This window comes from Acinetobacter sp. AM (genome assembly GCF_003105055.1).
Classification (GTDB): domain Bacteria; phylum Pseudomonadota; class Gammaproteobacteria; order Pseudomonadales; family Moraxellaceae; genus Acinetobacter; species Acinetobacter tibetensis.
This window is the reverse complement of sequence record NZ_QETG01000032.1, coordinates 23,649-36,138: the sequence shown is the minus strand read 5'-3', so window position 1 is coordinate 36,138 and position 12,490 is coordinate 23,649. Positions and strand designations below refer to the sequence as shown.

At 42.4% G+C, this 12,490-nt stretch carries 15 protein-coding genes and 1 pseudogene; 5 read left to right on the top strand and 11 right to left on the bottom strand.

What is annotated here, in order from left to right:
- Positions 1–149: 149 nt before the first annotated feature.
- From DCO44_RS14755 to DCO44_RS14740, 5 genes and pseudogenes are all read left to right on the top strand, one after another.
- Complete coding sequence (locus tag DCO44_RS14755; protein ID WP_116763203.1) at positions 150–890, top strand: hypothetical protein; 741 nt, start codon at positions 150–152, stop codon at positions 888–890.
- A 119-nt stretch (positions 891–1,009) separates the two neighbouring features.
- Positions 1,010–1,144, top strand: a pseudogene (locus tag DCO44_RS16900) (RepB family plasmid replication initiator protein); the annotation flags it as partial.
- A 20-nt stretch (positions 1,145–1,164) separates the two neighbouring features.
- Positions 1,165–1,485 carry a hypothetical protein gene (locus DCO44_RS14750; protein WP_116763202.1) on the top strand — a complete coding sequence of 107 codons (321 nt, stop codon included), beginning with the start codon at positions 1,165–1,167 and terminating at the stop codon, positions 1,483–1,485.
- Between the two features lie 78 nt (positions 1,486–1,563).
- A complete protein-coding gene (locus DCO44_RS14745) occupies positions 1,564–1,743 on the top strand; it encodes a hypothetical protein (protein ID WP_116763200.1) in 180 nt (59 codons plus the stop codon).
- A 104-nt stretch (positions 1,744–1,847) separates the two neighbouring features.
- Complete coding sequence (locus DCO44_RS14740; RefSeq protein WP_116763207.1) at positions 1,848–2,417, top strand: 5'-nucleosidase; 570 nt, start codon at positions 1,848–1,850, stop codon at positions 2,415–2,417.
- Positions 2,418–2,470: 53 nt separating this feature from the next.
- On the opposite strand, the gene DCO44_RS14735 is transcribed toward DCO44_RS14740, so the two are convergent.
- From DCO44_RS14735 to DCO44_RS14690, 11 genes are all read right to left on the bottom strand, one after another.
- Entirely contained in the window at positions 2,471–3,094 is a 624-nt protein-coding gene (locus tag DCO44_RS14735) for a TetR/AcrR family transcriptional regulator (protein WP_116763198.1), read from the bottom strand.
- A gap of 298 nt (positions 3,095–3,392) precedes the next feature.
- Positions 3,393–4,199, bottom strand: coding sequence for an ABC transporter ATP-binding protein (locus tag DCO44_RS14730; RefSeq protein ID WP_116763196.1), 807 nt, complete (start codon positions 4,197–4,199; stop codon positions 3,393–3,395).
- A 10-nt stretch (positions 4,200–4,209) separates the two neighbouring features.
- On the bottom strand, positions 4,210–5,025 hold the full coding sequence (ssuC, locus tag DCO44_RS14725; protein WP_116763194.1) for an aliphatic sulfonate ABC transporter permease SsuC: 816 nt from the start codon (positions 5,023–5,025) through the stop codon (positions 4,210–4,212).
- Positions 5,025–6,200 (bottom strand): FMNH2-dependent alkanesulfonate monooxygenase, encoded by a 1,176-nt coding sequence (gene ssuD, locus DCO44_RS14720; RefSeq protein WP_116763192.1) that lies wholly within the window; start codon positions 6,198–6,200, stop codon positions 5,025–5,027. Before ssuD ends, ssuC begins: the two co-directional genes overlap by 1 nt.
- A gap of 27 nt (positions 6,201–6,227) precedes the next feature.
- Positions 6,228–7,223, bottom strand: a complete 996-nt coding sequence (locus tag DCO44_RS14715; RefSeq protein WP_116763190.1) for an aliphatic sulfonate ABC transporter substrate-binding protein — start codon at positions 7,221–7,223, stop codon at positions 6,228–6,230.
- 17 nt (positions 7,224–7,240) lie between these two features.
- Positions 7,241–8,206 carry a sulfonate ABC transporter substrate-binding protein gene (locus DCO44_RS14710; protein WP_116763188.1) on the bottom strand — a complete coding sequence of 322 codons (966 nt, stop codon included), beginning with the start codon at positions 8,204–8,206 and terminating at the stop codon, positions 7,241–7,243.
- Positions 8,207–8,645: 439 nt separating this feature from the next.
- Positions 8,646–9,998, bottom strand: coding sequence for an amino-acid N-acetyltransferase (gene argA, locus DCO44_RS14705; RefSeq protein WP_116763186.1), 1,353 nt, complete (start codon positions 9,996–9,998; stop codon positions 8,646–8,648).
- Positions 9,999–10,132: 134 nt separating this feature from the next.
- A complete protein-coding gene (locus tag DCO44_RS14700; protein ID WP_116763184.1) occupies positions 10,133–10,495 on the bottom strand; it encodes an RcnB family protein in 363 nt (120 codons plus the stop codon).
- A 251-nt stretch (positions 10,496–10,746) separates the two neighbouring features.
- Positions 10,747–11,142 (bottom strand): RcnB family protein, encoded by a 396-nt coding sequence (locus DCO44_RS14695; protein WP_116763183.1) that lies wholly within the window; start codon positions 11,140–11,142, stop codon positions 10,747–10,749.
- A 243-nt stretch (positions 11,143–11,385) separates the two neighbouring features.
- A complete protein-coding gene (locus tag DCO44_RS16685; RefSeq protein ID WP_165815731.1) occupies positions 11,386–11,541 on the bottom strand; it encodes a hypothetical protein in 156 nt (51 codons plus the stop codon).
- 175 nt (positions 11,542–11,716) lie between these two features.
- Entirely contained in the window at positions 11,717–12,463 is a 747-nt protein-coding gene (locus DCO44_RS14690) for a YciK family oxidoreductase (RefSeq protein WP_116763181.1), read from the bottom strand.
- Between the last annotated feature and the right edge of the window lie 27 nt (positions 12,464–12,490).

Below are 12,490 nucleotides of genomic sequence, written 5' to 3'. Positions count from 1 at the left end.
CAATATATTTCATGCATAAATTATGCATGAAATATCAAAAAATGTCGGTGCAGAATTACAGCAAATGATTGTTCGGTTTATGAGTTATGCAAGTTGTCTAATTATGTGACTAAAATAACATAATTCCTTAAAACTAAGAAAATTTGCATATGACTATGATTGTCTCTGCCCATTTGGGAGATTGCCTATTGATTGCAGCAGATAAGCGAGCGATGGTTTGTGATATAGAAACAGGAGACATGCGTCTATTTCATGATGATGAAGCGAAAATCAAGTTATGGAGTTTAGGAGCAATTGCAGGAACAGGAGAAACGATCTTTTTAAATCGAATTATGGACTATTTTTTAAGTTTCAAAGTAGAAGAAGATAAAGAACTTAAACAAATGGATGTGATTTATGAGGAAATTGAAAAACGCTTATTAGAAGGTGTCACAAAAGAAATGCTAATCAACAATACGTTGATTTTTTCAATGTTTGATGGAGAACAAAGCCATCTATATTGCCTTCCTGTAGAACCCTTTTTCAAAGAACGTGATCGAGGAGATGGCGTTAAGGTTATTCGCCCCTACTTACATGAAGTCCATCCTTGGGTCGTGGATGTAACGTGTTTTAACTTACCGCCTGATATTAGTAGCTTACAAAACTTTCAGCGTAATTTAAGAAGTTTATCGAGTTTTGGGACAGAAATAGCTTTTCTTGAATACCACATCCAACAACTGAAACAAGTTTTTGCCATACAAGCCTCAATAGACCCTAGTATCACGACATCTTTTGATCTTTATTTACAGGTATGTGAAACAGGACATAGCTTAGTACTGCACATTGAAAATCCAGTTTTATCCTCTCCACCATCTAAAGAGTTAAATTATTGGAGTAAAAATAAAACTTAACCGAGCGAGTGTCTACGAGCGATTGAGCACTATTAAAATTTTCGCCTTGCTTTTTCCCTGATGACAAATCTTTATTTTACACCTTAACGAGATTAACCGAGCAAAGCGACGGTATATCTGAAATGAGTAAATATTCGCAAGGTACTGAAAGCTACCAACAGTTTGCTATTCGTATTGCAGATATACTTTTAGAACCTGAAAAATTTAGAGAGATTTTTCCATTATTACAAAAACTAGGATACTCTTATAACTGACATATTATCTTGAATTGAAAATGAATAATATCAAAATCTTGCAACTAAAACATGGCTTATCTGAAACTGACGCTACAGAGCTATATAATCTAATAAATGAGATGCGTAGTAAAAATTTTGAATATAGTAAATATTTAGCAAAGCACATTACCGTGAATAAACTTGGCTATAAATATCCTAATATTTCAGGCCGAGTTGATATGGAAAAAAATGGCAATGAATGGAGCTTTGATGGGGGATTTCCTACAAAAATATATGCAATCGTTTGCTCAGAATTAGGTTTAAAAAATCAAGATAGTGGTGCAAATGTAGTTGGTTTTACACCACATAAAGACCTATAAAAAATAAAATGAATAGAGCTAACTTTAATACCGATTAACAAGACTTGTGTCATAACCTGATGGATAGGCGTATTCAGTTTGGCAACGTTGCAACTTGCCCAGCAATTGCAGCTTCATTGGTTACTGAATACAGGCTATGGCTTGGCAATCTTGTTGATGCTGTTATGGGGAGTGGTCATGAGCAAAACCATGGCTGGGTTTTATGCAGGACGGCTTTTCTTCTCACCATGTTTAAATCTGTATCTGCAACAAAAATAACCGCATCTAGCTGTGGGCAAAAAATGGAGATGTAGATGACGGGAGAATTTGCACACGGGGTGGTTTTGATTTTTAATAGCACAATTCTGATTTTGAGTAGTGCAATGAAATCTTCTTTGGCGCTGATTATGGCTCTACCAAATGAGTCGAAAGGTTTATTTGAGCAAGCACAGATTGATGTGCATTACAGTGGCATTGGCAAGGTTAATGCGGCATTTAAAGCCTTTGAAGTGATTCAGGCGACAGGCTGCAAAACTTTATTAAACCTTGGTAGTGCGGGCAGTTCGCACTTTGAGCGTCATGCATTGGTTGAAGTGACCAGCTTTGTACAGCGGGATATGGATGTTTCACCGCTCGGTTTTGCCGTGGGGGTAACGCCTATGGATCATGACCATCCTGCGGCGATTGATCTAGAACCTTATTTTGCCCATTTGCCGAAGGGTGTGTGTGGAACAGGGGATAGCTTTGAGACAGGTCAACCGAAAGTCCCATGTCATTTGGTTGATATGGAAGGTTATGCGATGGCCAAAGTGTGTAAAAAACTGGGGGTACGTTTAATTTCAGTCAAATATATTACTGATGGTGCAGACGATAGTGCGCATCTTGATTGGGAAGAAAATTTAATGCTCGGGGCGAAAAAGTTATTGTCGTTATATCAGTCTATTTCGGCTTAATTGGCTCGGCGACCATAGGCGTCTATGGTCGTATGCCAAAATCAATATAGGGCTTAGTTGTGTTGCTCACGCGGTAGAATGCCGTATAGCATCATATGGACCGTATGTTGAATGACGCGTTGTTGCATACTGCGGTTGCGCAAGGTTTTACCTGTTACCATTTCCATTTGAGTCGCAAAGTCGGCGTAGTTTTGCGTCACAGCCCAGATATTGAGAATGAGCAATTCAGGATCGATATCTGCTGAAATTTTACCTTGTTCTTGCCACATGCTAATGACTTTGGCTTTACGCTTGACCAGTTTTTTAAGCGGTCCTTTGAGAATTTCTAAGATATGCGGTGCACCTTGGATAATTTCTAAGGCAAACAAACGTGATGCTTTGGGCTGAGTGCGCGACAGCTCAATTTTTTGCATTAAGTAATTGGTAATGGCTTCTGTCGGCTCAAGCTCTGATTCGAGCATTTGCAGAGGCGCTAACCATTTTTGTAAAACAGTGGTTAGCACTTCAACATACAGTGCTTCTTTATTTTCATAGTAGTAAAAAATGTTCGACTTATGCATTTCTGCAAGTTGAGCAATTTCATCTAAACTAGCCCCGTTAAATCCATATAAGGAAAAAACATCAAGTGCGGCATTCAGCAATTGATGGCGCTTTTGAGTACTCTTTTTTTGTTCCATTCGTAGCTTTAAAAAATTCAGGGAAGCTCAAATTGTACGGCAAATCATCAGATTTGTGCATCAACAAATCAGGTAATTTGATGAAATCCTGTATTTTACGGATAAAAAACAGTGCGCGATTTCACATTCATTCCATTAAAAAAATCAAAAGGATAGCGGAGCGGGAAAATGCATCAATTTGGGTCATTTTTTATTTCAAATATTACAGTTTGATGACAGTGCTGCGAATGCGATTGATCCCTTTTCACTTAGCATTTTTGCCCCAAGCTTGGGTTTAAGCTTGGAGCAAAAATATCATTTAAGTGGAGAGAACGGCATTTAAGACTTGCTGTTCAAGTTCAGCGAAATGCAGATTTTTTTCACGTGGGCGGGGTAAGTTAACCTGAAATTGACGGGCAATATGGCCTTTGTCGAGTAGAATGATACGGTCGGCCAGTTGTACTGCCTCACTAACGTCATGGGTCACTAAAACGGCAGTAAAACCTTGTTCTCGCCATAGCTTTTCAATCAGATTTTGCATTTCTAATCGAGTTAAGGCATCGAGAGCACCAAGTGGTTCATCTAATAACAACACGCGGGGTTGATGAGACAGTGCCCGTGCGAGTGCGGTGCGTTGGCGCTGTCCGCCTGAAAGTTGCGCAGGCCAAAGAGGCGCTTTTTCTTTTAAACCGACTTTTTCTAATAATGCAGTGGCATGTGCATGCGCGTCTTTGTTGAGTCCAAGCTGTACATTCTGTTCAATACTGCGCCAAGGCAGCAGACGTGGGTCCTGAAACATAACCCGAATATCGTCACTGGTAATGCCTTCACGCAAATGGCGTGCCGATTTAAATTTAATTTCGCCGTAGCTCGGTTGTTCTAAGTCAGCAATCAGTCTTAATAAGGTACTTTTGCCACAACCACTACGTCCAACAATAGCAAGAAATTCTCCAGGTTGAATATGGAGATCTAAATCTTCAAGAACTTTGACATCACCATAAAACTTATAGAGTTGTTCAATCAGAATTTCTGCACCAATTACGGCTTTCGGTTGGATATCTGCCTGTGGTGATTGTGGGTGTTGAATCTGTTCAGCAACATGCTGGCCAATACTGAGATCTGTCATCTTCGGCTCCTTATTTTTGATAGCCCGGGTGCCAGCGCAATAAATATTTTTCTAAGCTGACCGCTAGCACATCTGCCAGTTTACCTAATAGGGCATAGAGTAAGATGCCGACCAGAACCACATCGGTCTGTAAAAATTCACGTGCATTCATGGTCATATAGCCAATGCCCGCTTGGGCAGAAATGGTTTCCGCAACAATGAGTAAGACCCAAACCAAGCCAAGGGCAAAACGTAAGCCGACCAAAATGGAGGGCATCGCCCCAGGTAAAATAATATTTTTATACAGTTCCCATCGGCTGAGACCGTAGCTTTTGCCCATTTCAATCAGTTGAGGATCGACCGAACGAATGCCGTGGTAGGTATTGATATAAATTGGGAAAAATACCCCAACTGCCACCAAAAACAGTTTTGCAGTTTCATCTATGCCAAACCAGAGAATCACCAACGGAATCAAGGCGAGGGCAGGAATATTGCGGATCATCTGCAAGGTGGTGTCGAGTAGGGTCGAGGCCGTTTTAGACGAGCCATTGAGTAATCCTAACAGCAACCCGAAGCCACCACCGATAGCCAGTCCTAATAAGGCACGTCCTGCGCTGACTTTGACATGATGCCAAAGTTCACCACTGATGAGTAAATGCCAGAAGGCACTAATGACCGCAGTCGGTGCAGGTAAAATGCGACTCTGTAGCAAACCTGTACTAGATGCAATTTGCCAGACCAGAATCAGTAAAAAAGGGAACAACCAAGGCAGCAAACGCTGCCCAAAGTTTGTTCCACGTGAAACTTTCCGTTTTGGGAAAGTTTCAGCCGCAGTACTTTTGGACATTAGGCAGGCTCCTTAATTGGACGTGAAACTGGGGTCTGATTCGGCACATAATTGTTGGCGACAATTTCTCCGAAGGGGCCAGTCAGATTTGGTTGCGACAATTTTTTGCGCGTTTCAAGTGGTAAGAGTGGGAAGACCAATTCAGCAAAACGAATAGATTCTTCCAAGTGCGGATAGCCAGAAAAAATAAAGGTGCTGATGCCCAAATCTGCATATTCCTGAATTCGATCTGCCACAGTTTGCGGGTCACCTACCAAAGCGGTACCCGCTCCACCACGTACCAGTCCAACCCCTGCCCATAAGTTTGGTGATACTTCAAGTTTGCTACGATCACCATTATGTAGTTCAGCCATACGACGCTGTCCCACAGAGTCCATTTGCTTAAACTTTTGTTGTGCCGCAGCAATGGTCGCATCATCGACATACTGAATCAGCTCATCGGCCGCTTGCCATGCCTCTGCATTGGTTTCACGCACAATGACGTGCAGACGAATACCGTAGTTAAGTTGGCGTCCTTTTGCAGAGGCTTTCGCACGGACATTTTCAATTTTTTCTTTGACTGCTGCAGGTGGTTCACCCCACGTTAAATAGGTATCAACCTGTTCGGTTGCCAGTTCAATCGCTGCTTCTGAAGAACCACCAAACCATAAAGGTGGGTAAGGCTGTTGCACAGGTGGATAGAGTAATTTGGCATCATCAACTTTTAAGTGTTCTCCATGAAAACTGAAAGATTCGCCTGTGTGTGAGCGGGTCAGAATCTCACGCCAAATTTGGGTGTATTCGCTGGCAGTTTCATAACGGGTGGCATGGTCTTCATAAATGCCATCACCTTTAAGCTCTTGTTCGTCACCACCCGTCACAAGATTTAACAAGACACGTCCATTGGATAAACGGTCAAACGTGGCAGCCATACGCGCAGCTAATGCAGGTGTAGTCACTCCTGGGCGTAGTGCCACTAAAAACTTCAGATTTTTGGTTGCATCAATCAAACTGGCGGCAGTAATCCATGGATCTTCACATGAACGTCCCGTTGGGATCAGCACACCTTCATAGCCTAAATTGTCCACTGCAACTGCAATTTGCTTCATATAAGCATGATCGACTTGGCGCGCACCTTTGCTGGTTCCTAAATAACGACTGTCACCATGTGTGGGAATAAACCAGAAAATTTTCATTATCAATATCCTTACAATTTCTACAGATTAGTGGGTTTTAGGTGCTGCCCAAACGGTGGTTTGAACTTGAATGTTTTTCGGAATCAATTGAACCTGTTGGAACAGATCTGCGATTTGTTGCTGCGCTTGTACCACTTCAAGGGTTAAGGTATGAATCGGCGATGGTTTCAGGCGCTTATCAATCACGCGTTGGGCAATTGAAGTCTGTAAACCTGTGCTTTGGGTATAGACAGTTAAGGCTTGCGGCTGATTTTTTAATACCCATTGATCGGCCTGATTCAAGCCATGTAAAAACTGTGAAGTCGCTTGAGGATGTGCCGCGATGAATTTTGGGTTACCAATATAGAAGGAGTAGGTTTTGGGGAAGGCAGTCCCATCAATCAGCACTTTGGCATGTGCATCTTGCTCAGCCGCGCTGAGGTAGGGTTCCCAAATGGCCCAAGCATCAACCGACTGTTTGTCAAAAGCGGCGCGTGCATCGGCAGGGGGTAACCAAATCGGTTGAATGTCCTGCCAACTTAAGCCAGCTTTTTGCAAAATTTTGGCGAGTAACTCATGCGCACTTGAACCTTTCTGTACCGCAATGCGTTTGCCTTTTAGCTCTTGAATGGACTGAATGCCGCTACTTTTGGGAATCAGTAATGCCTGAGAGTTGGCAGGCACTAGCTCATAACCGACATAACTTAAGTCTTTACCTGCTGCTTGAGCAAAAATGGGAGGAGTATTGCCGACGGCACCAAAATCAACAGCACCTACCGCTAGAGCTTCTAACATTTGTGGACCCGCAGGGAACTCTTTCCATTCAATTTTGGCGTGAGGAAATTCCTGTTCAAACAACTTTTGCTGACGTGCCACCAACAAATTTAGGGAAGATTTTTGGTAGCCAATAGAAAGCGTATCTACCGATTCAGCTTTATTTTGAGTGGCAGCTTGGGTCTGACTCGATTCAGATTTTTGGCAAGCACTCAGCGCAAGGCTCAGTGCAGTAATGCCAACGAAAGTTATTGTTTTAAGCGAGTTCATTTTGCTGTTCCTCATTATTATGGTGTCGTTTTTAAGAGCGCAGTTTGAATGTCAATTTTGTTTGGAATCAGCTTTTGTTGATAAAAAGCGTCTGCGACAAATTGCTGTTGTTTTGCCACTTCTTCAGAAATGGGTTGAACTCCAAATCCCATGCGAGAAATCGAACGGTTTAAGACTTCAACGGGCAAGCCTGTAGGTTGTTGTAGTAACTGAGCCGCCTGTTGTTGATGCTGTGAGACCCACGTGGTGGTCTGATTTAATTCATTCACCACTGTTTTTAAAAGGTCAGGATGTTGTTGTGCAAATTTGCGATCTGCTAAGTAAAACTGATGATTGCTAACTAGATTTTTACCCGTAGCGAGTACGCGTGCTCCCAACTGTTGCTCGGCTGCGGCAAAGAATGGGTCCCAAATGACCCATGCATCGACTGCACCGCGTTCAAAGGCGGCACGAGCATCCGCAGGTGGCAGGTACACCACGTCAATATCGGAGAGTTTGAGCTGATTGGCTTCAAGCACTTTTAACAGTAAATAATGTACGTTGGAGCCTTTGTTCAGCACCACGCGTTTACCTTTCAAATCTTGAATGCTTTTAAGGTTCGAGCTTTTCGGCACAATCAGGGCTTCAGCTTGCGGTGCAGCAGGTTGGTTGGCGACATAGACCAAATTTGAATTGGCAGCTTGGGCAAAAATGGGAGGTGCTTCACCGGCTTCACCCAAAGCTACACTGCCGACATTCAGCCCTTCCAGTAATTGTGGACCTGCTGGAAACTCGACCCATTTCACCTGCACGCCTTGTGCGGCCAAAGCTTGTTCTAAAGTGCCACGTGCTTTCACAATCGGTAAGATGCCGTACTTTTGAAAACCAATATTTAAAGTGGTGGTCTCAACTTTTTTTGGGCTACAGCCAGCCATGAGCATGCTACCAGCCACAACAGTCAAAAGGATCCATGGACGTGTTGAAGTAAAAGATGGCTTGCTCATGTTCGACGTGCTCCGTTGTAATTTAAGTTGCGATAAGCTTGAGCAGATACGCTATAGCGCTTTCTTTTGCGAAAAAAATAAAAAAACAAGGATTGGTCATGAAAAAAAAAGATAAATAAAAAAATGCAAAACTTAGCGTTAAAGTTGATTTATAAGAAAAATAGAATATCAATTTGTATTTATTTAATTCATTGAAAATATTAGATTTATTTTGTAATTAAGCTATCTGTATAAGTTTATGCCGTAGCGGAATATAGCATTCAGCCTGAATTAGTACGCTGGACGATATGCATTGCATAAATGCTGCTAAGCTGATGGCACATGAATAGGTGAATGCTTAGGTGGAAAGGTTAATCTCAGATAGACTTTACCTCGCCTTTTGTGATCTAGGTAAAGTCATTGTGATCCATGTGAATGTTGTTGAAATGGGCAAAGCGGATTAAATCCGCTTTTTAAACACCAATGAATTGCGCTGATAGTTATACAGTGCCTGACGGGCATTGGGTAAATCATCGACATTGGCGGTTTCAAAGCCATGCTCTAAAAACCAGTGCGCTGTTCGTGTGGTCAGGACGAACAACTGTTGTATGCCCATACTGCGGGCTTTGCCTTCCAAATAGTGCAGAATTTGGCTACCACGATTGGATTTTCGGTAGCTTGGATGTACGGCTACGCAGGCAATTTCAGCACTACGTAATTCATGTTCTTGCGCAGGGATTGGATACAGGGCTGCACAGGCCAGAATCATGCCATCACGTTCAATTACTGCAAATTGTTCGATTTCCGTTTCCAGTCGTTCGCGTGAACGGTAGACCAAGATGCCATCTTCTTCGAGTGGGCGTAGTAAATTGATCAGTCCACCGACATCTTGAATATTGGCCATGCGCACATCTTCATAATGCGCATCCGTGACCATCGTGCCTGAACCATCACGGGTAAACAGTTCTTCGAGTAAAGCCCCATCATAGGTATAGGAAATCAGATGCACACGATGCACCCCTTTGAGTGAGGCGTTTTGTGCACTGCGGAGTTGCTGCGCCAGTTCAGGATTATGCTCTTGAGATTGCAAAATATACTGATCTAGGCGTTGCGGGGTAATTTCACGTTGTAACTGACCTTGTTCATTGAGTAGACCATGCTGTTTGCCTAGAAAAATCAATTTATCCGCTTTTAAGCTAATGGCGGTTTTGGTTGCCACTTCTTCTGCAGGTAAGTTAAAAACTTCACCCGTTGTGGAATATCCTACTGGACCGAGCATTACAATATTGTGTTGTTGCAGATGTTTTTGAATGGCATCGGTATCGACACTGCGGACTTCTCCTGTCAGTTGAAAATCAATACCATCCCGAATGCCATACGGTTTAGCAGTAATAAAATTACCTGAAACGACATCAATGCGCGCGCCATACATCGGCGAATTGGCCAAACCCATAGACAACAACGCTTCAATTTGTAGGCGAACTGAACCCACGGCATTCATCACACAGCCCAAAGATTCTCGGGTGGTAATGCGACGGTGTTGATGAAATGGGGTACTGAGTCCAGCACTTTTTAAATTCTGATTAATTTGCTGACGCGCGCCGTGTACCAAAATCAGCCGAATACCCAATGAGTTGAGCAAAGCAATATCGTGAATAATATGTTGGAAGTTTTCGTGTAGAACCGCTTCACCATCAAACATAATGACAAAGGTTTTGTTACGGTGTGCATTGATGTAGGGTGCAGAATGTCGAAACCAGTGCACATATTGTAAGGTTGTGCTTTGTGAAACATCGTTCGAATTCGCTTGCATGCCTATCTCAAAAAAACTGATCAATAGTAGATTCTAATCAAAAAACTCACAGGCGAACAATCTTAGATAAAAAAACACCTTAACTTTCGTTAAGGTGCCGAGGGGGAAGGAATTTATCTGGAGGGCTGTAAGCATTAACTCAGAATATGAATAATGCGGTTGTTGCGTTCGTTGACTAAGACATAATCGCCATTAATTTTGTACCACTGTTGATTACGTGTAGGTTTGTGCAAGCGTTTTGCATCACGATAATCCACGGCATAACGTGAAGAATCATAACCACGAGGTAGCGTTTGACCTACACGCCAATCGCGGCTTGGGTTAATACGTTGATAGCGCTGGTCTTTCCAACGGCCATCTTCTTTGTGCCAATCATGATCATGTTGTTCTGCATAGTGGCGCTTATCGTAACGATGTTCATAAGCGGGTGCTGCGATGGCTGACGCCGCAATTGCACTGCCTAAAGTAAAAACGAGAGCAGAAACGATTTTTTTCATGTTGAACCTCAATGTATCTTTATGTCTTTCGATAGGCTTAAGGTAACCAACAACAGCAGAGAAAAAATGAGAGCAGTATTGTGTAAATGTGAATTTGATGAAGAGAAAACGAAGATTGTAAACAGGGTCTCAGCGTTTAGGCCTAAGGCTTATGGGCAGTGAATCATAGCGCTTCAGGAAAATGCAGCCATAAAAAAGCCAGTCTAACTTGAGGTAAGACTGGCGAAAACAGAACGGTTAAAGTGGAAGACTTAATCATTCACAATACGTAAAATACCATTACTGCCTGAATCGATTAAAATGTAGTCATTGTTGATTTTGTACCATTGCTGATTACGTGCGGGTTTCGGTAAGTTATGTTCTTTGTAGCCGACTTTATAGCCGTTACCACGATAATGTTGTGGCATGACATAACCCGTTTGCCATTGATGCTGCTGTAGACGTTTTACCCCACGTTCTTCACGCATGCGACGTTTATCTTGCATGCGTTCATCATCTTGATCAAAATCACGAAAGTCGCGCCCTTTACCTTGATTGCCGCGTGGATGGTCATCCCCACGATGATCAAAGTGGGGGGCAGCAGAACTCAGGCTGCTTGCCATCAATGCACTGAAAGAAATGGTCAATATCGCCATCGTCTTTTTCATGTTGACCCCTCGTTATAGATGTATTCATTTCACAGTTCTTAATGTACGAAAAAAATGCAGAGAAACTGTGAAGGAATTAGATTAATTCTTTAAAAAAATAGATAAATTAAGAATATTATCCATGAAATCATCCATTTTGAAAATCTTTCTGTATGGGCAATTTTCTCTGTTCAGTCGATTTATGCGGCAAGAACCCAGTAAATTTTCAGTGGCAGACCTTTCTATACAGGATCAGTGAATGGTCTAATTCCATTGTTCGACCCAGTGTTGTAAATAGTCTATTGCTTCAATCACGCTAGGCGCTTGTTGTGCATCATCCAAGGCGTGTAGCAACGTTTCAGGCAGTTGTAGGGATTGGATTGAGCGAATCAATTCATCTTTGTGCTGTAAATCGGTCATGGAAATTGCCTCCTAAATTTGTTGCTGAGCATGTCGATAGAGTTTAGGAGAGATGTTTTTATTTGTAAAACCGAATATTTTTATCAAATTAAGAAGATAAAACGATTGCTGGGTTGTAAAAAAATCCTTTGTTAACAACAAAGGATTTTTGGTTCAGGTTTAAACAGCAAAGAAATTAATCTTGAGCATCAATACTTTGCCCACTAAGATGCAGACTGTCATCGCCCATCAAATATAAGTAAGCAGGCATAATGGATTCTGGCGTGGCTAAGGTTTTTGGGTCTTCATCTGGATAGGCTTTGGCACGCATCGCGGTACGTGTTGCGCCAGGGTTAATACAATTAAAGCGGACATTCGGGTGTTGATTTTCTTTGGCAAACAATTGATTCACCGCTTCAATCGCAACTTTAGAAACCGAATAAGCTCCCCATTTTTCCCGAACCTGACGTCCAACCCCAGAACTGGCAAAAACCACCGAGGCATTGTCTGACTTTTGCAGCAGAGGTAACAGTTCCTGTGTCAAAATGAAGGGAGCGCGAAGGTTGACGGCCATGACATCATCCCAAACATCAATAGGATAATGCTCAAGCTCGGTACGCTCACCTAAAATGCCTGCATTATGCAAAATGCCATCCAGACGACCAAACTGTTTTTCTAAAGTGTCGTATAACAATTCATAATCGCGTGGTGAAGCACTGGATAATTGCAGTGGCAAAATTGCAGGTTGTGGTGCACCCAAACTTTCGATTTCATCATAAATGACTTCCAGTTTGTTTAAGGTGCGACCATGCAAGACCACGGTTGCACCATGTAAGGCATAGCTGAGTGCTGCAGCACGACCAATGCCATCACCAGCCCCAGTAATTAAAATGATGCGATCTTTGAGCAGATCTGGGCGAGGTTGATATTCAGAATATTTCATGGTCACCTCCTTCTTATTTTTACTTCA